19 protein-coding genes and 1 pseudogene are annotated in these 23,215 nt (G+C 65.3%); 9 read left to right on the top strand and 11 right to left on the bottom strand.

The genetic code is table 11. From position 1 onward, the window contains the following. Positions 1-42: 42 nt before the first annotated feature. On the bottom strand, positions 43-585 hold the full coding sequence (locus tag SLG_RS22380; protein WP_014077786.1) for an acyltransferase: 543 nt from the start codon (positions 583-585) through the stop codon (positions 43-45). 201 nt (positions 586-786) lie between these two features. Here SLG_RS22380 and glgP point away from each other — a divergent pair, with 201 nt between their 5' ends. Both glgP and SLG_RS17210 read left to right on the top strand, forming a co-directional pair. After that, positions 787-2,487 carry an alpha-glucan family phosphorylase gene (gene glgP, locus SLG_RS17205; protein ID WP_014077787.1) on the top strand — a complete coding sequence of 567 codons (1,701 nt, stop codon included), beginning with the start codon at positions 787-789 and terminating at the stop codon, positions 2,485-2,487. 111 nt (positions 2,488-2,598) lie between these two features. Then, positions 2,599-3,003 carry a BON domain-containing protein gene (locus tag SLG_RS17210; protein ID WP_014077788.1) on the top strand — a complete coding sequence of 135 codons (405 nt, stop codon included), beginning with the start codon at positions 2,599-2,601 and terminating at the stop codon, positions 3,001-3,003. A 55-nt stretch (positions 3,004-3,058) separates the two neighbouring features. Here SLG_RS17210 and SLG_RS17215 read toward each other — a convergent pair whose 3' ends face one another. Beyond that, on the bottom strand, positions 3,059-4,135 hold the full coding sequence (locus tag SLG_RS17215) for an NAD(P)-dependent alcohol dehydrogenase (RefSeq protein WP_014077789.1): 1,077 nt from the start codon (positions 4,133-4,135) through the stop codon (positions 3,059-3,061). A 113-nt stretch (positions 4,136-4,248) separates the two neighbouring features. Further along, on the bottom strand, positions 4,249-5,256 hold the full coding sequence (locus tag SLG_RS17220; RefSeq protein WP_014077790.1) for an ABC transporter substrate-binding protein: 1,008 nt from the start codon (positions 5,254-5,256) through the stop codon (positions 4,249-4,251). Positions 5,257-6,247: 991 nt separating this feature from the next. Here SLG_RS17220 and SLG_RS17225 point away from each other — a divergent pair. Both SLG_RS17225 and SLG_RS17230 read left to right on the top strand, forming a co-directional pair. Beyond that, positions 6,248-7,246, top strand: a complete 999-nt coding sequence (locus SLG_RS17225) for a methyltransferase (protein WP_014077791.1) — start codon at positions 6,248-6,250, stop codon at positions 7,244-7,246. 275 nt (positions 7,247-7,521) lie between these two features. Then, on the top strand, positions 7,522-8,658 hold the full coding sequence (locus SLG_RS17230; protein WP_014077792.1) for an LLM class flavin-dependent oxidoreductase: 1,137 nt from the start codon (positions 7,522-7,524) through the stop codon (positions 8,656-8,658). 64 nt (positions 8,659-8,722) lie between these two features. Here the strand turns inward: SLG_RS17230 and glcF are convergent, their stop codons facing one another. The 7 genes and pseudogenes from glcF to SLG_RS17265 all read right to left on the bottom strand — a co-directional run bounded on the left by glcF (position 8,723) and on the right by SLG_RS17265 (position 16,409). Beyond that, entirely contained in the window at positions 8,723-10,033 is a 1,311-nt protein-coding gene (gene glcF / locus SLG_RS17235) for a glycolate oxidase subunit GlcF (protein WP_014077793.1), read from the bottom strand. Beyond that, complete coding sequence (locus SLG_RS17240) at positions 10,023-11,162, bottom strand: FAD-binding protein (protein WP_014077794.1); 1,140 nt, start codon at positions 11,160-11,162, stop codon at positions 10,023-10,025. The genes glcF and SLG_RS17240 overlap by 11 nt, the downstream gene beginning before the upstream one ends. After that, positions 11,162-12,655 carry an FAD-linked oxidase C-terminal domain-containing protein gene (locus SLG_RS17245; protein ID WP_041392172.1) on the bottom strand — a complete coding sequence of 498 codons (1,494 nt, stop codon included), beginning with the start codon at positions 12,653-12,655 and terminating at the stop codon, positions 11,162-11,164. The genes SLG_RS17240 and SLG_RS17245 overlap by 1 nt, the downstream gene beginning before the upstream one ends. Positions 12,656-12,663: 8 nt before the next feature. Further along, a complete protein-coding gene (locus SLG_RS17250; protein WP_014077796.1) occupies positions 12,664-13,158 on the bottom strand; it encodes a flavin reductase family protein in 495 nt (164 codons plus the stop codon). 5 nt (positions 13,159-13,163) lie between these two features. Then, a pseudogene (gene ribB / locus SLG_RS17255) lies at positions 13,164-13,781 on the bottom strand (3,4-dihydroxy-2-butanone-4-phosphate synthase); the annotation flags it as partial. Between the two features lie 58 nt (positions 13,782-13,839). After that, positions 13,840-15,513, bottom strand: coding sequence for a CocE/NonD family hydrolase (locus SLG_RS17260; RefSeq protein ID WP_014077798.1), 1,674 nt, complete (start codon positions 15,511-15,513; stop codon positions 13,840-13,842). A 71-nt stretch (positions 15,514-15,584) separates the two neighbouring features. Beyond that, the gene (locus SLG_RS17265) at positions 15,585-16,409 is read right to left on the bottom strand and encodes an amidohydrolase family protein (protein ID WP_041392173.1); all 825 of its coding nucleotides are present in this window, start codon (positions 16,407-16,409) and stop codon (positions 15,585-15,587) included. Positions 16,410-16,604: 195 nt separating this feature from the next. Here SLG_RS17265 and SLG_RS17270 point away from each other — a divergent pair, with 195 nt between their 5' ends. From SLG_RS17270 to SLG_RS17285, 4 genes are all read left to right on the top strand, one after another. Continuing rightward, the gene (locus SLG_RS17270; RefSeq protein ID WP_014077800.1) at positions 16,605-17,363 is read left to right on the top strand and encodes a TetR/AcrR family transcriptional regulator; all 759 of its coding nucleotides are present in this window, start codon (positions 16,605-16,607) and stop codon (positions 17,361-17,363) included. 72 nt (positions 17,364-17,435) lie between these two features. Beyond that, positions 17,436-18,431, top strand: a complete 996-nt coding sequence (locus SLG_RS20590; protein WP_014077801.1) for a Rieske 2Fe-2S domain-containing protein — start codon at positions 17,436-17,438, stop codon at positions 18,429-18,431. Beyond that, entirely contained in the window at positions 18,424-19,155 is a 732-nt protein-coding gene (locus SLG_RS17280) for an SDR family NAD(P)-dependent oxidoreductase (RefSeq protein ID WP_041392175.1), read from the top strand. The genes SLG_RS20590 and SLG_RS17280 overlap by 8 nt, the downstream gene beginning before the upstream one ends. Positions 19,156-19,403: 248 nt before the next feature. After that, a complete protein-coding gene (locus tag SLG_RS17285) occupies positions 19,404-20,000 on the top strand; it encodes a hypothetical protein (RefSeq protein WP_014077803.1) in 597 nt (198 codons plus the stop codon). A 226-nt stretch (positions 20,001-20,226) separates the two neighbouring features. Here the strand turns inward: SLG_RS17285 and SLG_RS17290 are convergent, their stop codons facing one another. After that, the gene (locus tag SLG_RS17290) at positions 20,227-21,579 is read right to left on the bottom strand and encodes an MFS transporter (RefSeq protein ID WP_014077804.1); all 1,353 of its coding nucleotides are present in this window, start codon (positions 21,577-21,579) and stop codon (positions 20,227-20,229) included. Positions 21,580-21,751: 172 nt separating this feature from the next. On the opposite strand from SLG_RS17290, the gene SLG_RS17295 reads away from it, so the two are divergent. Further along, positions 21,752-22,807 (top strand): alpha/beta hydrolase, encoded by a 1,056-nt coding sequence (locus SLG_RS17295; protein ID WP_014077805.1) that lies wholly within the window; start codon positions 21,752-21,754, stop codon positions 22,805-22,807. Positions 22,808-23,215: the final 408 nt, after the last annotated feature.

Genomic DNA, 23,215 nt, shown 5'->3' on the forward strand with positions numbered 1-23,215 from the left:
TCGACGAAGATGCGCCTGCCGTGAAGCCAGCCGGCCGCGCCGTCAACGCCTCACGAAGCTGTCGCTTGCCCGCACGTCCTTGACATAAGTGGCAGGATTGCCCCGCCAGAGTTGTTTGGGCGGGACATCCCGGTCAACAACCGATCCCGCCGCGATCACGGCATGGTCCCCGATGCTCACGCCCGGCAGCACCACTACGCTGCGCGCGAGCCAGACGTTGCGACCCAGCGTGATCGGCCGGACCGATGCCGCGCTGCCCTCATGCACGGCATGGAAATTGGCGTCGCACAGCACGCTGTTGTTGCCGATGAGGCAATGGTCGCCGATGGTGACGGCGCTCTCCGCATAGATGCGCAGACCGGTGTTGAGCAGGACGCGCTTGCCGACCTTGATGGCGCCGCCCTTCGCGGCGATGAGGCCCACGGCATCGAGCGTTCCGAAGATCCGCACGCCTTCGCCCAGCGTGATCGACCCCTCGTTGCGGACGTCGACCGGCTTGCCCCGCAAGTCAATGCGGCCCTCGCAAAGCACATTGGCGCGCTTGAGCTTATGCTGCCCCCAATGCAGCATCAGACGTCCCCACATCGCCGATCTGCTCCCCGGCCAGCCCCCGCTTTTGCTAGCCGAATCTCGCAGGTCTGACAACAGGAACATCAGTCTGCCAGCAGGAACAGACCGAGCCTGAAGGGACGTTGGCCCGGCATATCGCCGCGCGTCGCCCGCTTTGATCAAGGGCAAGGACCGGCGCGCGGAACCGGGGCAGCCTCCCGCCGGACGGAGCGCCCGATGACACATCCTCTCGATTCATTCCTCGCCAGCACGCACATCGCCTATTTCACCATGGAAATCGCGCTGCGGGCCGAAATGCACACTTATAGCGGGGGCCTGGGTGTGCTGGCCGGCGACACCGCACGCTCCTGCGCCGATCTCCAGATCCCGGTCGTCTTCGTCTCGCTGGCCAGCCGGGCCGGCTATCTGCGCCAGGAGATCGATGCCGATGGCCGTCAGATCGACTTTCCCGATCCGTGGGACCCGGCGCAATGGACCGTGCCGCTCGATGCCATGATCGCCATCCGGCTGGAGGGCCGGCAGGTCTGGATACGCCCATGGCTCTACATCCAGGAATCGCCGCTTGGTACGCAGGTCCCCGTCATCCTGCTGGATACCGACCTCGAGCAGAACGACCCCGCGGATCGCCCGATCACGGCGACGCTTTATGGCGGTGGGCAGGATTATCGATTGCGGCAGGAAGCGGTGCTCGGGATCGGCGGCGTCCGCATCCTGCAGGCGCTCGGCTTCGACATACAAAGCTACCATATGAATGAAGGGCACTCGGCCCTTCTCACTATCGAGCTGCTGCGCCGCTACCCCTGGCGGAGCGACCGCACCGACAATTCGCAGACGCGCCACGACGCCGAGCAGGTCATCGAGCGCTGCATCTTCACGACCCATACCCCCGTCGAATCGGGGCATGACCGCTTCCCCTACGAGCTGGTCGGCCGCACGCTCGACGGCTTCATCGACGTGGATGAACTCAAGCGCCTCGCCGGGGAGGAATCGTGCAACATGACGCGGCTGGCCCTGGCCCTGAGCGGCTATGTGAACGGCGTTGCCCGAAGCCACGCCGCGACGACAGCCCGGATGTTTCCGGGCTACCGGGTGCGCGCGATCACCAACGGCGTGCATGTCGGCACCTGGGCCCATCCGCGCCTCGCCGCCCTGTTCGCGTCGCTGATGCCGCACTGGTCCCATGAACCGGAAGTGCTGGCGCTGGCGGACCAGCTTCCCGACGAGGCCGTCTGGCAAGCGCATGAAGGCGCGCGGGCGGACCTGGTGACGCTGACACTGGAGCGCACCGGCGTGTCGCTTGACCCCCGGCTGCCGACGATCGGCTTCGCGCGCCGCATGACCGGCTACAAGCGGCCGGATCTCATCTTCAGCGACATGGAGCGCCTGCTCGCCATTCACCGCAACCGCCCCTTCCAGATCGTGATGGCGGGCAAGGCCCATCCGCAGGACGAGGAAGGCAAGCGCCTGATCGCCGACATTCACGACCATATCGCGCGAATGAAAGGCCAGATCACCATGGCCTTCCTGCCCAATTACGACATCGACATCGCCAAGCTGCTGGTGGCGGGCGCCGACATCTGGCTCAACACGCCGCTGCCGCCCATGGAAGCATCCGGGACCAGCGGCATGAAGGCCGCCGTGAACGGCGTGCTCAACCTCAGCGTGCTGGACGGATGGTGGGCGGAGGGGTGCATCGAAGGCGTGACCGGATGGGGGATCGGCTCCAGGGCCGACCCGGATGGCGAACGCCACGCGGACGAGCTGTTCCGGAAGCTCGAAGGGACCGTCCTGCCGCTCTTCCACGACAACCGGGAACGGTGGATCTGGATGATGAAGCAGTCGATCAGCAAGCTTGCGGCCTATTTCAACAGCCAGCGCATGATGCGGCGCTACGCGACGGAAGCCTATCTGCGATGACCCGGCCCTGCAGGGCCTGACGGTTGATCGAGGTCAAGGACGCTTGCCGCGCACCAGCCCATGATCATCATGGCCGATAGCAGGCCACAGGACTCGCAGGGGAGGTGACCCATGACGCAGCCCAATCAAGTCTGTCTCGATCCGGACATCGCGCGCGCCATCGAGGCCGCCCTGCGCGCCAATATTTCCGGCAACCTGGCGCTCGACCGCTATCATGCCGCGTTGGCGGAAATTCTGTCGGCCTCGCGCCAGTGGTGCAGCGAGGGGGATCAGGCCATTGCCGAGGAGATCGCCGCTGCGATCAGGGAGAAAGGCATTGCCGGCGCCCTGACCAAGGCCTGCGTCTGCAAGGGAAGCGTCCAGCTTCTCGGGATCGTACCGACCCTGCAGGCGCACCGTGCGATCAGCGCCATCGCGCGGGAAACCCCCGGCGTCACCGAAGTCCATGATCACCTGATCTGCCTGAACCCCACCTCGGGCGCCTATATGCCCTCCTGCGAGGATTCCTGCGACTGACGGGTCGGCGGCCACAGCAGCGCCCGCCCGGCCAGCCTGCTCTCGCCGGCTTTGCTCAGGGACGGATCGCGACCTTCAGCACGCCGTCACGCTGGTGCGCGAAGAGATCATAAGCGGTCTCGATATCATCCAGCCCGAAATGATGCGTGACCAGTGCGCCGGTATCGACCCGGCCGGACTCCACCGTGGCCATCAGCCGGCGCATGCGCTCCTTGCCGCCGGGGCATAATGTCGTGACGATCCGGTTGTCGCCCAGGCCCGCCGAAAAGGCATCCAGCGGGATGGTCAGATCGGTCGAATAGACGCCGAGCGATGAGAGGGTGCCGCCGGGACGCAGTACCCGCAGCGCCGCTTCGAACGTCGCCTGCGTGCCGAGCGCCTCGATCGCCACGTCGACGCCCCGGCCGCCGGTGATCCTGAGAATCGCGGAGACCGGGTCCTCCTTCGTGAAATCGACCACATGATCCGCGCCCATCTTCCGCGAAATCGCCGCACGGGCCGGGACCGATTCCACCGCGATGATCTCGGCTGCGCCCATCAGCCGGGCACCCGCCGTGGCGCAGAGCCCGATCGGCCCCTGCGCGAACACGGCCACCGTGTCGCCGATCCGGATCTTGCCCGACTCGGCGCCGCTGAAGCCGGTCGAGAGAATGTCGGGACACATCAGCACCTGCTCGTCCGTCAGCCCGTCGGGGATCGGCGCGAGATTTGCCATGGCATCGGGCACCAGCAGATATTCCGCCTGCGCCCCGTCGATCGTGTTGCCGAAGCGCCAGCCCCCCATGGCCTTCCAGCCATGGCGCGTGCCGGCGCCGCACTGGGCATGGCATCCATCGAGCGAGGCATTGGACCAGCCCGAGGGCGTGATGGCGCCTGCGATCACGCGCTGTCCCTCTACATAGCCGGTCACCGCCGATCCCAGCTTCTCGATCACGCCGACGGGCTCGTGGCCGATGGTGAGCCCACTCGCCACCGGATACTCGCCCTTCAATATGTGGACGTCCGTTCCGCAAATGGTGGTGGTGGTGATCCGGATGAGCGCATCCAGCGGCCCCACATCCGGGACAGGCTTCTCGCCAAGGATGATCCGGCCGGGTTCGATGAAGATCGCCGCGCGCATTTTCTGGGCCATGTCCGTCTCCTGTCCGCTCTTGCCCGGCCCATTCTAGCGGCTGGCGCGTGCGGCGCGCTCGGTAATGTACCGGATTGCGCAGGGTCCTGACGGGTCCGCCGAGTTGGGCTCCGTCAGCCCGGTTCACGCTCCAGCAACGCGCGCGCATCGCGGGCGACGCTGGGATCGATGAGTTTCGCGAGCACGTCCCGATCGCGCGCCGGCCGACCTGCCTGCCGGGCGAGCCACGCTTCCTCCCGCACGAGCACGTCCAGCAGATCCGGCGCGAGCACGGCGGGAAAACTGTGGTGCGGCCAGGCCTTGCGGATCAGGTCGACGGGATAGCCCGTCTTGTCAGCCACCATCTGGATCGCGAGCGTCGGGTCCGCCTTCGCCTCGCGCGACGTGCGCATCAGTGCCGCGACGAAGCGCACGATCTGCTCCCGGCGGTGCGGATCGGCCAGATTGCCCGCAGTCGTGTTGAGATTGAACAATTCGTCATAGCCCACGTCCGGCTGGAACAGGATCGCGTCATCGCCCAGCGCATCCACCGCGCGCTGCATTTCCGGTTCCCAGATGACCAGCGCATCCGCTTCCTTCGCGATGATGGAGCGGGAAATCTCCTGCGGGCGCGGGACGTCGACGAGGTGCACGTCCGCCTCGGACAATCCGGCGGAGGCAAGCACATTATGCAGATAGAAGCCGGCCGAGGTCGGCCCCATGGTGGCAATGCGCTTCCCGCGCAGATCCGCCAGCGTCTCGATGCCCGAGGAACGGCGAGCGACGATCCGGTAATGCCCGCGCGCGACCGTGAGGATGATCCGCAAGTCCGGGTGGCTGAGCGAATTGCGCAGGGCCTGCGTCTCGGCATGGGTCGCGACATGCGAAGGCTTTTCTTCCGGCGGGAGGAAGAGGATGGGGATGCCGCCATTCCGCACCGCGACGCCCCCCGGATAGACGCGGTCGGCCGCGACATGCACGGGCGCCAGTTCGATGGTTTGCAACATGCCGGAAATGCGCAGCGGGTCGCGGTCCTGCGCCGCCGGGGACGCCGCCGCGCCGCTGGCGGCGAGCAGGATCGCCAGGATGGACGCACATCGCGCTCCAAGCCGTGGGCGCCTCGCGAAAAATGCCTGACTCACGCCGCGTCTCCTCTCTCCTGGGCACTCCTTCTTGATCACCTTGGCCGTGACCAGCGGAGCTTCGACCTGCCGACATCGTGCATAGCGAGGCAGATTTGCCATCGCAAGATATTCTACTATCATTGAATATTGAAGGAAGGGACGGCGGTCTTCGTCCCCTGCGGCGCGGATGCGTAACCGGGATCGATCGGAGCCTTGCTCGGGTGGCTCCCACGCCTTCATCGTCCGAACGGGATGCCGTCCAGGCGAACCGCGCAGATTTGCCCGCCTACCCCGGGGGCATGGACCAATGCGAGGGAACGGACTGGCCCGGATTTCCTGAGTTTTGTCGTTCGAACACCATCGATCCCGGCCCGACAGCCTTGCTCCCGCCTGCGGGGGGCCGATGGCATCGGAGGGGACCGGCCGGTTCGGGCGACTATGCACGCTCTGCCTCTGGGCCTCGCTTTTCCCTGTCCTACAGCCCCTCCGCCGTGGCAGCCCTGCGGACGCCTCTTCCCATCGACGAAGACAGGGCAATGCACGGCTCATTCTTGTTGAAGGACTTTTACCATCCGGTCAGGCCGCACGGGCCACCGGGACAGGCTCTGGCATCCGCCTCACGGGCACAGCCGCAAAGGTCACGGAAGCGGAAGATGACACCGACGTATCGTCATCTTTGTAAACTTCCAGAGCGCAGCACTCTGTTGGAACGGCATGGCCGGACCATCGCTGAATGCTCGCACCGACCGTCTCTACCCTTCCGCCTCCTGGTAGCGGCCTCGCCACCGCGCCGCGAATCGGCCGGCCCAGCGCCGGCTCCGCTTCTCGGCAGGAGAGAAACGTCCGAGCCCCCGATTCCCCTGTCTCACCTTCTGGCGACAGGACGAGCGCTTTGAACCGGAATGTCCCCGCGCGATCCGGGCTCCTGTCGATCCGTTTCGCCGCTCAGCTCGATTGACCATCCCTTATTTATATATCAATATAAATTACAGAGCGGAAGGGAGAGGATATGGGAAGCGAAGCGGAAACCAGGCAGCTCGTCGACGCGATCACCGGCGCGTGGCGCACGCGGCTGATCTGCGAAGGGATTCGCGCCGGGCTGATCGACAGGCTCGATGCACAGCCGCGCACGGCCGGAGAGATGGCAGGCGAACTCGACCTCCATCCCGAAACCACGTTGCGCATCCTGCGGGCACTCGCGGCCCTTGGCCTCTGCCATCATCAGGGCGGCGACGTCTTCACGGCTTCGACATCGGGCGAGCGGCTGCGGGGGGACCGGCCGGATTCGTTGCGCGGCATGGCACTGCTCTGGGGCGACAGGATCTGGAGCTCGCTGGAAACCATCGGGGAGACGTTGCGCACGGGCGAGCCCGGCCGCGGCAATGGCGATTTTGGGGGCATGCATGCCGATCCTGCGGCATCCGATGCCTTCAACCGGGCCATGGCGGAACAATCGCGTGCCATTGCGCAGGCGCTCGTCCGCACGCTGGATTTCTCCGGCTATCGCCAGGTCATCGACTTGGGCGGCGGCTATGGCGCCGTGCTTGCCGAGATCCTGCGGGCCAATCCCGACTTGCATGGACAGATCTATGATCTCGCGGCAATCGGCGAGGGAGCACTGCGCTATCTGGACGAGGCCGGCGTGGGCGCGAGGGCGGCATTCGTCGGCGGCAGCTTCTTCGAAAGCGTGCCTGCCGGCGGCGACTGCCTGGTGATCAAATATATCCTGCATGACTGGCCCGATGCGGACTGCCGCCATATCCTTGCGAACTGCCGCGCGGCACTGGCGCCGGGCGCCAGCGCGATCATCGTCGAACGGATCGTGGCGGACCGGATCACGCCGCAGGACGAGTCGGTCATGCGAACCGATCTGGTCATGATGCCGATCAGCGGAAGAGAGCGGACATTGGCGGAGTTCCATACGCTCCTGCGGGAAAGCGGCTTCACGCCGGGCGTGGCCCACCCGCTCATCGATGGCTGCTGGGCCATCGAAAGCCGGGCGAGCTGACCCGGCGCGATTCCTATGGATTAATTCAACATATCGGATAATTTATTTGAACAGACTGGGGGTGGCCACCGCCTCGTGTGAGGACAAGCTAGTCAGATAGCATGGACATCAAAGGCCTCCCCTCCTCCCATACCAGCAAATCTTCCGTCGGCTCACACGTCTTCACATTTTTATAGTCGATTATAAATTTCTTGCCAGGTCTGGTCGATCGGCATATTGGAACAACAGGTGTCCTTGCGCGCCGCCGCAAAGACGGATCATGAGGGAGAAGTTGCTTGGTCGAGGATCGTCGCGTCAGGACGGGTGTTTTCCTGCCCCCCCATCACGGGAATGACGAGGATGTCACGTTGTGCATGCAGCGGGACTTCGAGCTGGTGCAGTGGCTCGAACATCTGGGCTATTCGGAAGTCTGGATGGGCGAACATCATTCCGGCGGCATGCAGATCTATGGCTCGCCCGAACTGTTCATCGCCACCGCCGCCGAGCGGACCTCGCGGATCATGCTCGGCGCCGGGGTGATCTCCGTGCCCTATCATAATCCCTACATGGTCGCGGACCGGATCGTGCAGCTCGACTATCAGACGCGCGGACGAGCCATGTTCGGGTTCGGCCCCGGCATGCTCGTTTCCGACGCAGCCATGCTCGGCATCGCGCCCGAGCAGCAGCGGAGCCGGCTGGTCGAGGGCGTGGACATCATCACCCGGCTGCTCGACGGCGAGATCGTCACCCATGAGAGCGACTGGTTCACGCTGCGCAACGCGAACCTGCAACTCGCGCCGTACAGCCACCCCCGGCCGCAGCTGGTGGTCGCAACTTCCCGCACGCCGACAGGTTCGCGCCTTGCCGGCCGCTATGGCATGGGCATCCTCACCCATGGCGCGGGCGACGTGCAGGCGAGCTGGGCCGTGGCCGAGGAAGCCGGCACCGAATATGGCAACCGCCTCGATCGCGAGAATCTGCGCGTGGTCGTCTCCTTTCACCTCGCGGAATCGCGTGCCGATGCGGTCAAGGCCATGTCCTTCGGGCTGGAACCCTGGCTCTCCTATCTCGAAGCGCTCAATCCCAAGACCTATGCCGATACGCGCGCCAAGGGCGGCCACGATCCCGAAAAGATCCTTGCCGCACGCGGCGGGCTGGTCGGCACGCCCGACGATGCCGTGGCCTATCTCGAGGAGTTGTGGGATCGCACCGGGGGCTTCGGCTGCCTGCTGCTGACCGGCACGAACTGGATGGACTTCGAGGCGACCAAGCGATCCTACGAGCTGCTGATGCGCTATGTGATGCCCCGCTTCAACCGCACCAACGCGCGCCGCGAGCGCTCCTTCGACTGGGTCTACGAAAACCGCGAAGCCTTCAGCGGCGCCAATCAGAGCGCGATCGACAAGGCCGTGGCCAGCGGCGGGCGCGTCTGAGCGATCGGAAAATGACGAGAGCCGGCGCCAGGGCGTCGGCTCCATTGTCGTACGACGAACCAGCCTAGTCCGGCCGGCCAGCCTCGGCGAGCGCGCGCGGCAAGGGCCCGCCATTCGCCCAGTCGAGCAGTTCCGCAAGGTGCAGCACAGGCGCCTGCAAGGACTGGCCGATCTGCATCATGCAGCCCAGATTACCCGTCACCACCGCATCTGCCCCCAACGCCGCGAGATGCCCCGCCTTGCGTGCACCCAAAGCGCGAGCGGTATCGGGCTGGAGAATATTGTAGGTGCCGGCCGAGCCGCAGCACAGATGCGCCTCGCGCGGCATCACGACCCGGAACCCGGCTCGCTCCAGCAACTGGACAGGCTCGGCACGGATCGACTGGCCATGCTGGAGCGAACAGGGCGGATGATAGGCAATGGTGAGCGGAGCGGGCGCGGCCAGCGGCGGCGCCAGGCGGACAAGCAGCTCTGAGATATCCAGCGCCATCGCGGAAATGCGTTGCGCCTTTTCGGCATAGACGGGGTCGTCCCGCAGCAGGTCGCCATAATGCTTGACCATCGAACCGCAGCCCGAGGTCGTGACCGCAATGGCCTCGATCCCGTCGCGCGCGATGCTTGCCGTCCAGCCATCCACATTGCGTCGCGCAGCGGCCAGCGCGTCATCGGTTCCGCCCATATGATGGACGAGCGCGCCGCAGCAGCCCTCCCCCTCCACGTCCACCACGGCGCAGCCGGCGCGGTGCAGCACACGCACGGCGGCAGACCGGATATCCGGCCGCAGCACTGATTCCGCGCAGCCGCGCATCACCGCTACCGTCATGCGCGGCGCGGCCGGGACAGGGACGATGTCGACAGGCGCACCGCCGGGCGACCGCGCCTGCCGTGCCATGCCCAGCATCGCCGCGACGGGCTTCAATGCCCCGATCCGCGCGATGCCGCCGGCCAGCGGTGAGACGAGCCTCCCCAGCCCGAGCGCGATCCGCATCCGGCCCGGATGAGGCAAGGTCGCAGTGAGCATGCGGCGCGCCAGCCGCTCATGCCAGGGCCGCCGATAACGCGCCGCGACATGCGCGCGGGCATGGTCGATCAGCTGCATGTAATTCGCGCTGGAAGGGCAGGTCGTCATGCAGGACAGGCATGAGAGACAGGAATCGATGTGCGCCACCGTCTCCGGACCCGGCGTGGCATCGTCTTCCAGCATGCGCTTGATGAGGTAGATCCGGCCGCGCGGACTCTCCAGCTCGTCGCCCTTCAGCACATAAGTGGGGCAGGTCGCGGTGCAGAAGCCGCAATGCACGCAATTGCGGATCGCCTGCTCCGAGGCGCGCGTGCCGGGATCGACGAGTTGCTCGGGCGTGAAATCAGTCCGCATCCATGTCTCCCCGGAATCGCCCCGTTGCGAAGACGCCAAGGGGATCGAAAGCGCCGATGACGCGCGCTTCCAGCGCGGCATTGACGGCCGGCTGTGGATGGAAGGCCGGCACGGCGCTGCGCACGGCCGGATCGGCGCGGAACAGCATGGCATGGCCGCCAGCCTCGCCGGCAATGCGCCGAGCCAGCGCCGGATCAGCGAGCACGGTCCAGACCAGAGCGCCGCCCCAGTCGGCCAACCAGGGCGCGCCGGCCGTTTCCAGCGCGTTGCCGATCGCGGGCATGTGCCGGGCCGGAATCGAGAGACGCCACAGCGTGCCATCGCGCGGCAGCGGCGCGAGCGTACGGAGCCCATCCCAGACAGCGCCCGGCGCGGCCTCCACAGGGCCGAACATGGCCTCGAGCATCGACCAGCGCGCGTCGAGTGATGGACCGAAGCCCTCGATGCGCAACAAGGTCTGCGCCGCCGCCCCCGGCAGATAGGCAGCCGCCGCCGGCGCGATGGCCGATCCCAACGCCCGGGCCATGGCCGCGGCCGCCATGGGCGCATCCTGCCCGCGAAGCACGCAGGTCCGCGTGGCGGCCGGGGCGGGCAGCACCTTGAGCGAAATCTCGGCAAGGGCGCCCAGCCTGCCCCAGCTTCCGGCCATCAGCTTGGGCAGATCGAAGCCGGTCACATTCTTCACCACCTTGCCGCCGCCCGAGACGATCTCGCCGCGCCCCGAGACCGCCGTGAAGCCCAGCAGATGGTCGCGCGCGGCCCCGGCGCTCAGCCGCCGCGGGCCCGAGATGGCACCGGCGACCACGCCCCCGATGGTGGCGGCGCCAGGCGGCGCGCCGAAGACCGGGCCCTGATCGAACGGCTCGAAAGCAAGCATTTGGCCATTCTCGGCAAGCAGGGCCTGCACCTGCGCCAGCGGGGTCCCCGCGCCCAGGGTCAGCACCAGTTCAGCCCGGTCATAATCGACGATGCCGCTCAGCCCGCGCATGTCCAGGATCGCGGCATCGCGTGGCGCGCCGACGCCCGCCTTGCTGCCCCCGCCCCGGATCTCCAGCTTTGTCTCCGCGGCAAGCGCCTCGCGGATCATCAAGGCGAGTTCATCGAGCGACGCGGGGGCAAGGATCGTCATCAGAAGCGGGGGAGTTCAGGGAAAGGCAGAGCGCCGCGGTGCACATGCATCCGCCCCAGCTCCGCGCAGCGATGCAGTGTAGGGAAGACCTTGCCGGGATTGAGCAATTGCCCGGGGTCGAAAGCGCATTTCATTCGCTGCTGCTGGTCGAGATCCAGCGCCGTGAACATCTCGGGCATGAGGTCGCGCTTCTCCACGCCCACACCATGTTCCCCGGTCAGCACGCCGCCCACCTCCACGCACAGGCGCAGGATGTCCGCGCCGAATGCCTCGGCCTTTTCGAGATCGCCCGGTCTGCTCGCATCATAGAGGATCAGCGGATGCAGATTGCCGTCGCCGGCGTGGAAGACATTGGCCACGCCCAGCCCATATTGCTCGGAAAGCGCGGCCATCCGGCTGAGCACTTCGGGCAGGCGACGGCGGGGAATGGTGCCGTCCATGCAATAATAATCCGGCGAGACGCGGCCCACGGCGGGGAAGGCTGCTTTCCGCCCCGCCCAGAAGAGATTGCGCTCCGCCTCGCTGCCGGACGTGCGCAGCAGCACGGCGCCATTGGCCCGCGCGATCCGCTCCACCTCGCCGACGAGAAAGCCGCACTCCGCTTCCGGTCCATCCAGCTCCACGATCAGCAGCGCCTCGACATCGAGCGGATAGCCGGCATGGACGAAGGCCTCGGCGGCATGGATGGCAATGCGATCCATCATCTCCATGCCGGCGGGGATGATGCCATGGCTGATGATCGCCGCCACGCAGGCGCCGGCATCCTCGACCGCCGCGAAACCGATGAGCAGCGCACGTGCCGCATCCGCCTTCGGCAGTATCCGCACCGTCACCTCGGTGACGACGCCGAGCAGCCCCTCGGAGCCCACCACCAGTCCCAGCAGGTCGAGCCCCGGCGAATCGAGCGTCGTCCCGCCGAGGCGCACGATCTCACCGCTCATCAGCACCAGTTCCACGCCCAGCACATTGTTGGTCGTCAGCCCATATTTCAGGCAGTGCACGCCCCCCGAATTCTCCGCGACATTGCCGCCGATCGAACAGGCGATCTGGCTCGACGGGTCGGGCGCGTAATAGAAGCCCCGGTCCTCCACCGCCTGCGTCACGGCAAGATTGGTGACGCCCGGCTGCACGATGGCGAGGCGATCATCATAGTCCACCGACAGGATCCGATTGAAGCGCGCCAGCGAAAGCAGCACGCAGTCGGCGAGAGGCAGCGCACCGCCCGAGAGGGACGTGCCCGCCCCGCGCGGCACGACCTTGACGCCTTCCGCCTGGCACCAGCCAAGGATGCGCGAAACCTGCGCCGTCGTCTCCGGCAGCACCACGAGCATCGGCGGCTGGCGATAGGCGGTGAGCCCGTCACATTCATAGGGACGCAGCTCGTCCGGATGATCGATGACGCGCACGCCCGGCACCAGCGCGCGCAACGACGCCGCGATCTGCGTGCGACGCGCGAGCACGGCGCCGTCCGGTTCGGGCATCCTCAACGACATGTCACCCGCTATGCCACGCGCGCATAGCGCCCGTCGACATAGACAAGCGGATCGGTTTCACCGTGCAGGCGCACCCGCTCGACCCGTCCGATGATCATCCGATGCGTGCCATAATCGAAGATGCCGTCCTGACGGCAGGCGAAGCTCGCCTGCGCATCTTCCAGCCATGGGCTGTCCGTCGCCTCTCCCTGCCAGTGGCTCACGGCAAAACGCGCCTCGCCCTTCACGGCGCCAGCGCAAATGGCGGCAATCTCCTGCTGGTCGGCCTGCAGGATATTCACGCAGAAGCCTGCACCGAGCGAGAGCGGGGCATCGAGGCTGGCCGAGCGGTTGACGCAGATCACCAGCGACGGCGGATCCATGCTCAGCTCGCTCACTGCCGTCGCGGTCATGGCGAAACGCCTGTCCGCCTGGCGGCACGTGATGACGACGACCGCCTTGGCCAGCCGCCGCAGTCCCGCGCGCAGGGACAGGGCAATGCTCTCCGTCTCCACCGTGCTCACGCCTCCTGAGACTTTCGGCGCCAGGCGGCGAGATCGTTGATCGCGCCGATCAGCATGCCGTGGCGCCGCGCGAAGCGGCGCAGGTCCGGCAGGCGCGCCATGGTGCCATCCTCGTTCATGATCTCGCAGATCACCCCGGCCGGGATCAGCCCGGCCATGGCCGCGATATCGACCGCCGCCTCGGTATGGCCGGGCCGCTCCAGCACGCCGCCGGGCCGCGCGATAAGCGGGAAGACATGGCCGGGCGAGACGATATCGGCGGGCACGGCATCCGGTGCGATCGCGGTGGCGATGCTATGGGCGCGGTCATGCGCCGAGATGCCGGTGGTGACGCCGCGCGCCGCTTCGATCGAGACAGTGAAAGCGGTGCCGTGAACGCTCCCGTTCGCGCGCACCATGGGCTCGAGCCGCAGGCGTCGCGCGATTCCGGGCGCGACGGCGAGGCAGATCAATCCGCGCGCATGCCGCGCCATGAAGTTCACCACCGACGCGGTGGCGAAGCTGGCCGGGATGACCACGTCGCCCTCATTCTCGCGATCCTCGTCATCGACCAGAATGAATGGCCGCCCTGCCCGCGCTTCGGCGAGAAGCGCGGGAATGTCCGCCAACGGCTGCTCCGGTATGAAGCCCGACGCGCTCACGCCATATTCGAGCATGTCCGGCACCGGGTGGAGGCAGGGATCATGCCGCATCGCTCAGCTCCACGACCGGGATGAGCAGATAGGATGGTGTGTCGCCGCCCGTGTGGATCCGGTGGCGCCCGGCATTCACCGTGTCCTCGTGGCGCATGTAAAGCATTGGCTTGGGATGATTGTAGATGTCCCTGCCCTTCACGATCAGGCGCATGGTTTCTCCGGCGAGGAAGCGCGTGCCCGAGGGCAGTATCTCAATATCGACAGCGACGATCTCGCCCGGCGCCACTTTCTCGTCGCGGTCATTGGCAAGCACCGGCTGATGCTCGGTCGACCGGGCCGTGTCGAGCGCCCGGCGCGACACGCGCAGCCAGCCAAGTGCCACGGGGCCATCCTCGAACACCGCCCAATGCGCGAAGCCTTCCTTCCTCCCGTCCGCCCGGAGCTTCTCGACCGCGACGAAGAGATCGAGATCGTCACCCGCATCCGTGGAGACATAAAGCCGCAGTTTCATATGGCCCACCAGATCGACGTCCTGCGCGATGGGGAAATCGAACATGGCCGCCCCGTCGAAATCGAGCGGATCATAATCGCATTGCGCCACCCGGGCCGGCGTGTCGCGGCTGAGGCGCGCCGTGTCGGCATCCAGATAGAGCCGCTCGTAACGGGTGTTCTCGACCGGCCATGCGCGCGCGGACTTCATCGTGGCGACGGCATAGCGGTCGCGCACATGCAGGCGGACGGGCGGCCACTCCGCCAGTTCCGTTTCCTCCCCCTTGAGGACATGATCGAAGAAGGCTGCCTGCCGTGCCTGCGAGGGCGGCTCGTAATAATAGCCCCATTTCTTGCTGCCGTGGATCTCCAGCCATTTGCGGGGAGATGAAAGGCCCTTGAAGCCTTCGAGAGTCCCGCGCGTGTGCACGCCATGGTCCGTCCAGCTCGCGACGATATAGGCCGGTACGTCGATCGCCCCGAAATCCGCGACCTTGGAGCGCCAGTAGGCATCGAAATGCGGGTGCTCGACGGTGAGCGCCCACAGATCCTCGACCCGCCTGTCCGAAACACCCCAGCGCGTCTGGATATAGGGCCAGAAATAGGTCTCGGGGATGCCGCCGTGGCGCACGATCTCCGAATATGTGTCCGACCAGCCCTCCCAGATGTTGATGGCGGCGAGATGCGGCGGACGGAGCGCCGCGACGCGCCATTGGCAGCTCGACAGATAGGACACGCCGGAAAGCCCGACCTTGCCGTTGCTCCACCCCTGCGTACCGGCCCATTCGATCAGATCGTAATGCGCCTCCGCTTCCCGAGGCGTGAAGAAGCCGGCATCGGTCTCGGCATACCAGGTCCCCGGCACATCCGCCGTGATCACGGCATAGCCCCGCGCCGTCCAGTAGACCGGATCGGGCGCCTCGAAGATGGTGTAGTCGGACATCCAGCCGGGCTGCACGCCTGATGCGGGGAAGAGAGTCGCCAGCGGCGCCGGATCATGCTTGCCATAAGGAGTCCACGCCACGAGCACCGGCAGATCGCCCTGCGCCTCGACGGGACGGAAGAGGTCGATCCAGATATCAAAGCCGAACCGGGTCGGCACGCGCACGTCGCGCTCGATCACCATGCCGCTCTCGACCGTCCGCTCGTACCGCCGCGCTCGCGCACCCCGGAATTCCGGCGAATTCAATGACGCGCGCAGCCTTTCCCGATAGCTTTCGCCAGCACTCATCCTCTCGCTCCTTCTTCGCGGTATGACCGGCTTTTATCGCTTTCGAGAAATAATTTCAATTCGATTATAATTTATTCCTCGCCGAAGTAGAAGCGCGCAGCGGTGCGATGGATATGTGCACGCAGGGCGGCGTCCGGCACCAGTTGCTCGAAACAGGCGAGGGTATCGGCATAAGCCACTTGGCCTTCGAACGCCGCAAACGGCCAGTCGCTGCCCCAGAACAGCCGCTCCGGCCCGGCATGGCGGAGCAGAGCGGTGGCCAGCTCGCGGACCATGGCAGGCGGCCCCAGCCGGAATGCGCCGGACATCTTCACCCAGCAATTGCCCCGCTCGACCGCGCGCAGCACCGCCACGAAACCCGGGCAATTCACGCCTCGGGCCGCATCGGGCCGGCCGAAATGGTCAATCACGATCGGTGCGCCGCTCCGCTCGATCGCCGCGATCGCGTCCGGCAGCCGGGGGCCATTGTCGTGCAGCTGGATGTGCCAGCCCAGATCGGCCACGCGGCGGAACAACTTGCGCCACGCGAAGGAGTCGAGATCGGGCGGGTGAGGCGTGCTGCGCCATTGCAGGCGCACACCGACCACGCCCGCCTTCGCCATCTCCCGCAGGATGAAAATGTCCGTTTCGGGATCGATGATGACGGTCGTGCGCAAGCGCGGCTGGGCAGCGACCGCTTCCAGCGCATAATCATTGTAATCGCCGAACAGGCTGACCGCCGCCAGCACGGCCCGATCGATCCCGTGCGCATCCAGGCAGGCGAGATAGGCATCCAGCGGCGCTTCCCCGACCGGGCGGTGCCAGGCATCCTGCGCAAGCGGCATGGCATCATGATAGATGTGGGCATGCGTATCCACCCGCAGCCCGCCACTTGCCATCATAGAGCGCCTCTCCATATTTAAACTCATCTCTAAATAGCGGTCACGCTGCAGGATGGAAATGCCTGATATGGTCCTCCCGCCAATCCACGGAAATCGCCGCGCGAGCGATTGCCCGCGCACCCCCGACACGGTAGTGGAACAGTTTCATCGGGCAGCGCCCAGCGACCACGCGGCAAATTCAGCGCGCCAAGAAACAGGACCGGAAAGCAAGTGACGCAAGAGAAGACAGCAGACGGCGAGTCCGGCAAGATATCGAGCAGGAAGACGACCACGCGCGCAGCCAAGGCAGCCCGCCCCGCCAAGGCCAACCGCGCCATCGGCAGGCCGGTGGGCAAGCGGCGCATCGGCAAGGACCTGCTGATCGAGAAAACCGCAGAGCTCCTGCGCACGGTCCCGCCGGAGAAGCTTTCGCTTTCCATGGCCGCACGCCATGCGCGCGTGCACCTCACGTTGTTTAAATATTATTTCGTGGACCGCACCCGCTTGCTGGTGGACGTCGCCCGAATGCTCTCGCGCAACATCGGCGATACGGTCGCCGCGATCGAGATCGATGCGAGCTCCGCGCCTGAGCGCCTTGCCATCCGTATCGATGCGATGGTCGATTTCCTGCTGGTCAATCCCTTCTACCACCGGCTCATGGTGGAGATCATCGGCAATGCCGATCCCCTCGCCACGGAACTGATCAACGTCTGGATGACCAAGACGCTCGATATCTATCGTTCCATCATCGACACGGGCGTCAAGGAAGGCTCGCTGAAGGAGATCGACCCCTATTTCACTTTTCTCGCCGTGATGGGCCTGTGCGAGCAATTCCAGCATGCCTCCCGCCTGTTCGACCGCACCCAGCTCGCGGCCGGCGAAACGCCCGACGAAGCCGCGGCGCGATACAAGGCCTTCATGCGCGAGCTGATCCTGAACGGCATCGGTGTGACGGCGGGAGCAGGAAAGACAGCGACCCCCGCTCCATAATTATACTCGACTATAAAAAATCTTTTCGGCCTCTTTCGGACATGCTAGTCATGCGCCGACAAGGAGAGTCGAATGTCTGAAGCCGAAACTGCTGCCATCCTGCCGTCTCCGCCATTCACGGGTCGCGAATATGGCAAGGTGCATGATGGCACCTATCTCAAGAACTGGAATCCGCTGATGCTGGCCGAGGAGCTGGCGGCTGGTGAGATCGTTCGCCGGGACTTCCTGGGCACCCGCGTCATCATCTATCGTGATCCCGAGGGCCGGCCGGTCGTGCAGAGCGCATACTGCCCGCATGTAGGCGCCGACCTCTCCAAGGGTTGCCTGGTGGATGGCGCGGTGCGCTGCGCTTATCATCACTGGAAGTTCGGGCCGAAAGGCAATTGCGTCGAGATTCCGGACGAGGACCATATTCCCCGCGCCATACGGATCTACAATTATCCGGCAGCCGAGCGCTGGGGCATGATCTGGGCCTTCAACGGCGAGGAACCGCTGTTCGATCTCCCCGAGTTCCCCGGCCTCGCCGAGGAAGACGCTTATTATCGCGTATTCCATCGCGGCCTGCGCCCGATCGAGGGCTGGATCGGCTCCTCCAATCTCGTGGATTTCCAGCATCTCAAGACCGTGCACGGCATTGCCGACGCGCATCCGACCAGCGTCGACTTCGGCGACTATCTGATCGTCGTACGGCAGGAAACCGCCACGCGGGTCGCGGACACCAAGCTCTATGGCGGCACCTGGCTGACCGCGCACACCCGGCTCGGCGACGGCACGGAGCGCTACTTCATGGCCGGCAGCTCGCAAGTCGCGCCCGGCTGGTCGGATGCCTTTTTCGTCGTCGCCATGCGCAAGAGCCAGGCCGAGGAGCTCGGGCCGGAAGACGCCGAGGCGGAGCTGCAAAGCCGCATCGACTATATGCACAAGCTCTATGGGGAGGATGAGCCGATCCTGTTCTCGCTGCGGTTCCGGGGCGTCGGGAAAAGCGCGCTGATCCGCACCGACAAATATTTCGGCCAGTTCCTGCGCTATATCGACAATTATCCGCGTTCGGCGCCGTTCGATGTCTGAGGCGACGGGTCTGGTGGCGCTCGTCACCGGGGGCAACAAGGGGATCGGGTTCGAGATTGTCCGCGGCCTCGCCAGAGCCGGGGCGACGGTGCTGCTCGGCGCGCGCAACGCAGAGGCAGGCGAAGCGGCGGCAGGCAAGCTGCGCGGCGAAGGCCTGGACGTGCAGTTCCTGCCGATCGACGTAACGGATGCCGCCAGCATCGCGGCTGCCGCCCGCCAGATCGAGAACGGACCGGGGCGGCTGGACATCCTGGTCAACAACGCCGCGATATCGCCCGAGCATGGCGTACCGCCCAGTGCGGCGGACGTGAACCTGCTGCGCGCGACCTATGAGACGAACGTCTTCGGCCTCGTGGCGGTCACCCAGGCCATGCTGCCGCTTCTGCGCGCTGCGCCGAAGGGGCGCATCGTGAACATGTCCACGGGCCTTGCTTCATTGAAGCTCACGAGCGGACGCGACGCGCCGTTCTCCTTCAGCCGCCTGCTCGCCTATAACAGCTCGAAGACGGCGGTGAACGCCGTGACCGTGCAGTTCGCCAACGAGCTGCTGGACAGCGCGGTGAAAGTGAATGCGGCCAATCCGGGACTGTGCGCCACCGAACTCTCGGACGGCAAGGGCCGCCCACCCAGCGAAGGCGCGGCCGTCGCCATAGGCCTCGCGCTGATCGGCGAGGATGGGCCCACCGGAGGACTGTTCGGCGATCAGGGCCAGGTGCCCTGGTAACGAGGCTACGCCGGAGACATCTCCGTCTGAACCGCTGATGCCATGATGAAGAGGCCGGTCGTGCCCGGGGGTTTGCTTCCCGGACGTGACCGGCTTCCCTGCTTTTTGCGGGACCAGAGCCGGGGGCTGAACGGCGTGGACACATTCGATAGCTTTGCGGAAGGCGGTTATCCGGGATTTTCTTCAAATCCAGCCTGTCAGGACGCGACGGCGTTGCGGACGTTGGCGGAACCAAGCATCCTTTTGGTATGACGCAGCCCGATTTTGTTACGCGCCTACTCGATTGTGACGACGATTCGTCATTGACCACTTCGAACGGCAGCCGGTTCATCCGAAAGCTGCCCGACCAGCATTCGCTCGGCTATCTCCACAAATTCTACGCACCTTTGCTTAACCCGCCAGAGGCAGACCTGCTCCAGCGACTAGCTCCTGCCTACGTCGATTTCCTCCGATGGGCGAACGGGGCGGCCCTCTTCGACAACTGCATCGCGCTGTTTGGTTATGTTGAGACGATCACCCGTCAGACAGCGCCCGAGACAGTCACCGCCATCTCAATGAACAGTGACAACGAGGTTTTCGCGCTGCTGGAGCCAGAGCGTTGGGAAAGAGGGTGGACCAAGATTGGCAGCCTCGTCGGCTGGGACAACAGCTACACGTTAGAGATTCATCGGGAGGGGCGGTGCGCCATCGTCGGAGGGGAGTTTTCCTACACCGCCCCCACATTCGACGAGTGCATGAACGCTGTCGTCACCAGGGTATCGCCCTGTTATACCTGTGAAGGCATCATCGACACTGATTATGCTGAACTTGAAGAAGCATTAGCAAGCCTGTTCCGGCCGCATTGAGTGTCCGTTCCCCACAACATTTCAGCCATGGCGCCGACAATCAAGGCGGCCCAATAGCGGCCTCTCGGTCCGGCCGGAGTTTGTTCACGCCGCCTGATTCCGTTCCTACCCCGTCTATTCGGGCAGCCTCCGGGACCAGTCGGGCCGGCATCCGGTCCCGCCCCTTATGCGCGGCGGCATCTATCGTTCCGCACACGCCGCCCAACCGGGGCGCCTGCCCTCCCCCTCAGGCCGGCGCCGTAGCCGGCGCTCTCCTCGCCGTGCCTGCCTTCAGCCGGTAGAAGAGCAGCATCGCGACGGCGGCCACCACCAGCGGCGAGGCGATCGCGGTATAGATCGTCCAGGCGCCCCAGCCGGCCGCCAGCATGGCGCCGCCCAGCCCCGGCCCGATCATCGAGGTGATGCGCCCGATGCCGCCGGCCCAGCCAATGCCCGTCGAGCGCATCGAGGTGGGATAGCTGGAGGCCGCGAGCGAATTGAGCCCCGCCTGCGCACCGATCACCAGCAGGCCGAACGCGAAGCTGAGCACCCAGCCCAGCGCATTGATCTGCGCCACCAGCGCCAGCATCGTCATCGCGACGAAACCGAGAATGAGCGTGAGCGCGAGCGCAAGCGGCACACCGATCCGCTTCATCAGCAGCGTGAGCATGACCGGGCCCACCATCGCACCGAAGGCGGAGACGGCGGACATGCGCGTCGCGGTCGCGGTTTCGAGGCCGCCCAGCACATGCAGGAAGCTCGGCTTCCAGGCGGAAATGGTCGCCGTGGCGCACAAGGCACTGCCCATCGCCAGCCAGAGCAGCAATGTCATCGGCGCGCGTCCATCCCGGAACAGGCCGGCCAGCGGCAGGCCTTCGGCCTTGACCTCCGTCGTCGTGAAGCGCGTGGACGGCGTGAAGCTGAAGTCCGGGTCGATCCGCTGCAGTATCTCGCCGATGCGGGGATCACTCGGATTGCGGATGAGCAGGAAACGGCAGGACTCCGGCAGCCGCAGCCACAGGAGCGGCACGAACAGCAGCAACAGCACACCGCCCGCCCAGAACGCCGCTTCCCAGCTATGATATTGCACGAAGCTTGGGCCGAACAGGCCCGCCGCCGAGGCGCCCAGCCCATGGGCGATGAAGATCCAGGTCAGCAAGCGTGGGCGGCGCGCTTCCGGCATGAACTCGGCCAGCAGCGCAACGATGTTGGGAATGGTGCCGCCCAGCGCCCCGAAGGCCAAGAAACGGACGATCACGAACTGCTCGAGATGTCCGGCCATCGTCGAGGCCAGCGTCAGCAGCCCGAAAAGCGTCGAGCCTATGAGGATGATGTTGCGCCGTCCAAGGCGATCGGCAAGCATGGAGATGGTGTAGAAACCCACGGCCATGCCGGCCGCCTGCGCCGTGAACACGAAGCCCATCGAGGGAATGGAGATATCCAGCCCGCGTGCAATGAAGGGGGCCAGATTGGCGACGATATAGGCGTCATAGCCCTCCAGCCCCATCAGCAAGCCGCAAAGAGCGTAGAGAACCCAGCGATAGCTGCCCATTTCCGGGCGCTCCAGCACTGAATCGATTGACCGTTCGTCCGCGCCCATCCGTCCTCTCCTCGCTGTGATCCCGGCTGTGGTCCAGCTCTTTGGCTGACTGGCTAGCATGATCGCAGGAGAGCAACAACATATTATAGACCTATTTAATTCATGGCTTTTCGATTGAGAGGAAGTCCGCCAAACAGGGGCTGGTCGTCAGTCGGGATATAAGGAGCGGAGAATGCGCATTCTCACAGGGTCAGGGCTGGGCGCGGCCCTGCTCGCCCTTTTCGCGGCGCCTCTTGCCCCCGGCGCGGCATCAGCCCGGAAGCCGTCTCCCGACCCAGCGCCCATCATGATCGCGCGTCAGGGCTCGTTCGCAGCGGGCGGAACATCGATCGGCGATTCGGCCAATTCGTCCGTCTGCGATCATGGTTATGTCGAATATCAGATCCCGCCGGGGCCTCGAACCGTCGGGCTGTTCCTCTGGCACAGTTCGAGCACGCATGTCTGGCAGAACCGCTGGGATGGTGGTGAGGGATTCCAGAGCATCTTCCTGCGCAAGGGCTTCCCGGTCTACCTCTGGGACGGACCGCGCGTGGGGCGTGCGAACCTGCCGTGCGAAGAGGTGAAGGTCACAGCGCCACTCGGGCAGGACCAGCGCAGCTTCACCTCCTGGCGCTTCGGCCCTGCATTCGGCACATGGCATCCGGGCGTTCAGTTCCCGGTCGATGATGCCGAGGCATGGAATCAGGCCATCCGGGGCCGCTATGAGGAATTCGACACAGTCGCCGACATCAGGCGCCAGGCGAAGGCGGCAGCTGCAGCCCTGGAGCGGACCGGGCCTGTCGTGCTCGTCACGAATTCCGCAGCCGGCGTGCGCGCGATGTTGACCGCGATCGAAAGCGACAATGTGAAAGCGATCGTCGCTTACGAAAGCGTCGGCCTTGTCCTGCCGGCGAGCGAGGACAAAGGGGAGCCGGCCGGACCTTATGGCCCGATCTATGTGCCCGCAGAGCAGTTCAGGAAACTCGCGCGGATCCCCATCCAGCTGGTGTGGGGCGACAATCTGTCGCAACCGCGAGGACCGCAGATGGCCATTCCGGCCAATCACCGGTTCGTCGAATTGATCCGGCAGCATGGGGGCAATGCCGAGGTGCTGGAACTCGCCAGCGCCGGTCTCAAGGGCAATACGCATCTTCCTTTCGCCGACCTCAACAATGTCGAGGTCGCGACGCTGCTGATGGGCTTCCTCGAACGCAACGGCCTCGTCGCGCACGCACGGCACGCACCATAATTACGCCAATGATATAATTTTTCTTCGTCTGGACGCTGTCCGGATCGCGTCCTGTGCCATGCGCGGACTGGGCAGAGAGTCAATGCTCCCAAGCCGGCATATCTCATTAGCTATCGCAATGACCCCTCGCGGACGCCATCCCGGAATCCGTCTTCCAGACTCGCCAATATTTATATCTATATGTAATTTATTTACAGCATGGGTAGCTTGGTGTACATCGGCCCGATAGAGCGCCGTTCGTCAGAAAGCGCCTTGTTTCGCATAATATGAGATTCCAGTTTTTCCTAATATAACAAGACGAACGTCGCCCCAAGCGACGCAGCAATGACATGGAGAGGATCGGGCACCCCGGCCCGCCAGCATCACGGCTACATGTGATGCGCGGCTGGGTGGGTGCCAATGCGGACT

Source organism: Sphingobium sp. SYK-6, from assembly GCF_000283515.1.
Taxonomy (GTDB): Bacteria; Pseudomonadota; Alphaproteobacteria; order Sphingomonadales; family Sphingomonadaceae; genus Sphingobium; species Sphingobium lignivorans.

Coding starts and splice junctions, on each gene's coding strand:
- SLG_RS22380 (WP_014077786.1), bottom strand. CDS start 585: ATGTGGGGACGTCTGATGCTGCATTGGGGGCAGCATAAGCTCAAGCGC.
- glgP (WP_014077787.1), top strand. CDS start 787: ATGACACATCCTCTCGATTCATTCCTCGCCAGCACGCACATCGCCTAT.
- SLG_RS17210 (WP_014077788.1), top strand. CDS start 2,599: ATGACGCAGCCCAATCAAGTCTGTCTCGATCCGGACATCGCGCGCGCC.
- SLG_RS17215 (WP_014077789.1), bottom strand. CDS start 4,135: ATGGCCCAGAAAATGCGCGCGGCGATCTTCATCGAACCCGGCCGGATC.
- SLG_RS17225 (WP_014077791.1), top strand. CDS start 6,248: ATGGGAAGCGAAGCGGAAACCAGGCAGCTCGTCGACGCGATCACCGGC.
- glcF (WP_014077793.1), bottom strand. CDS start 10,033: ATGCGGACTGATTTCACGCCCGAGCAACTCGTCGATCCCGGCACGCGC.
- SLG_RS17240 (WP_014077794.1), bottom strand. CDS start 11,162: ATGACGATCCTTGCCCCCGCGTCGCTCGATGAACTCGCCTTGATGATC.
- SLG_RS17245 (WP_041392172.1), bottom strand. CDS start 12,655: ATGTCGTTGAGGATGCCCGAACCGGACGGCGCCGTGCTCGCGCGTCGC.
- SLG_RS17260 (WP_014077798.1), bottom strand. CDS start 15,513: ATGAGTGCTGGCGAAAGCTATCGGGAAAGGCTGCGCGCGTCATTGAAT.
- SLG_RS17265 (WP_041392173.1), bottom strand. CDS start 16,409: ATGGAGAGGCGCTCTATGATGGCAAGTGGCGGGCTGCGGGTGGATACG.
- SLG_RS20590 (WP_014077801.1), top strand. CDS start 17,436: ATGTCTGAAGCCGAAACTGCTGCCATCCTGCCGTCTCCGCCATTCACG.
- SLG_RS17280 (WP_041392175.1), top strand. CDS start 18,424: ATGTCTGAGGCGACGGGTCTGGTGGCGCTCGTCACCGGGGGCAACAAG.
- SLG_RS17285 (WP_014077803.1), top strand. CDS start 19,404: ATGACGCAGCCCGATTTTGTTACGCGCCTACTCGATTGTGACGACGAT.
- SLG_RS17290 (WP_014077804.1), bottom strand. CDS start 21,579: ATGGGCGCGGACGAACGGTCAATCGATTCAGTGCTGGAGCGCCCGGAA.
- SLG_RS17295 (WP_014077805.1), top strand. CDS start 21,752: ATGCGCATTCTCACAGGGTCAGGGCTGGGCGCGGCCCTGCTCGCCCTT.